At 63.5% G+C, this 770-nt stretch carries 1 protein-coding gene and 1 pseudogene; both read right to left on the reverse strand.

Features of this window, described 5'->3' with window-relative positions:
* Positions 1-213 (reverse strand): annotated as a pseudogene (locus tag ABTU92_RS30535) (hypothetical protein); the annotation flags it as partial.
* An 8-nt stretch (positions 214-221) separates the two neighbouring features.
* Positions 222-770 (reverse strand): endonuclease domain-containing protein (locus tag ABTU92_RS30540; RefSeq protein WP_408095273.1); only part of this gene is annotated, 549 nt, incomplete at its 5' end.

Genomic DNA, 770 nt, shown 5'->3' on the forward strand with positions numbered 1-770 from the left:
CTCGTCTCCGAGGTGCTCGCCGGCCCAGCGCCAGCCCTTGTCTTCGACTTTGAGCCCAATGGCTCCTCGACTGTATTTCCCGCTCGACAGAAATCCGGCGGCGACCAGGGCCTCGCGGTCCTTCTTATCCACTTTGGGCACGATTTCGCCCTGCATGGCCTGGCCCTGCCGTCCGAGCAGGCACCACATGATCAAGGTCTGTTTGGGCGTCATTGTCGGGTTCACCGGATGCTGGCGGTCGACTTACGGAAATGAACGACGGCGCGAATCTTCTCGATGGCGGCTTGGAGGTCGGTCGCGACCTGGTCATTGGTCATGCGCAGGACGAGATAACCGGCGATCAGCAGTTCGAAGTCGCGGTGTCGATCGTTGGCGAATTTCGGATCGTCCTGGTGCTCCGGACCATCCAGCTCGACGACAACGCGCCCCTCCCGCCACAAGAGATCGACGCGCGGTGGCGCGGCGAAACCGTTGATGGCGACCGGTTCGTTACACGAGAACAGCGGCGCGAGTTCGGGGTCGCGACGGAGCGCCGTTTCGATGCGTTGCTCGATGATGCTCGCATGGTGCGCGCGCCCGGATGGGACGAAGAAGCGCGTGTGTAAGGGCTCGACCTGCTGGACGACCTCGAGGGCGCCATAGAGGAGGCGGTCAAAGGGGGCGATGAAAGGTGGCCGGCTCGGGAATGTGGCGACCACCGAAGCACCATGGGCGGTGCACCACTCCAGGACTTGGATCATCGGCCCCGCGCGACTCGGATCACTTGGATC

The organism is Rhodoplanes sp. SY1 (assembly GCF_046000175.1).
In the GTDB taxonomy this organism is placed as follows: Bacteria; Pseudomonadota; Alphaproteobacteria; order Rhizobiales; family Xanthobacteraceae; genus Rhodoplanes.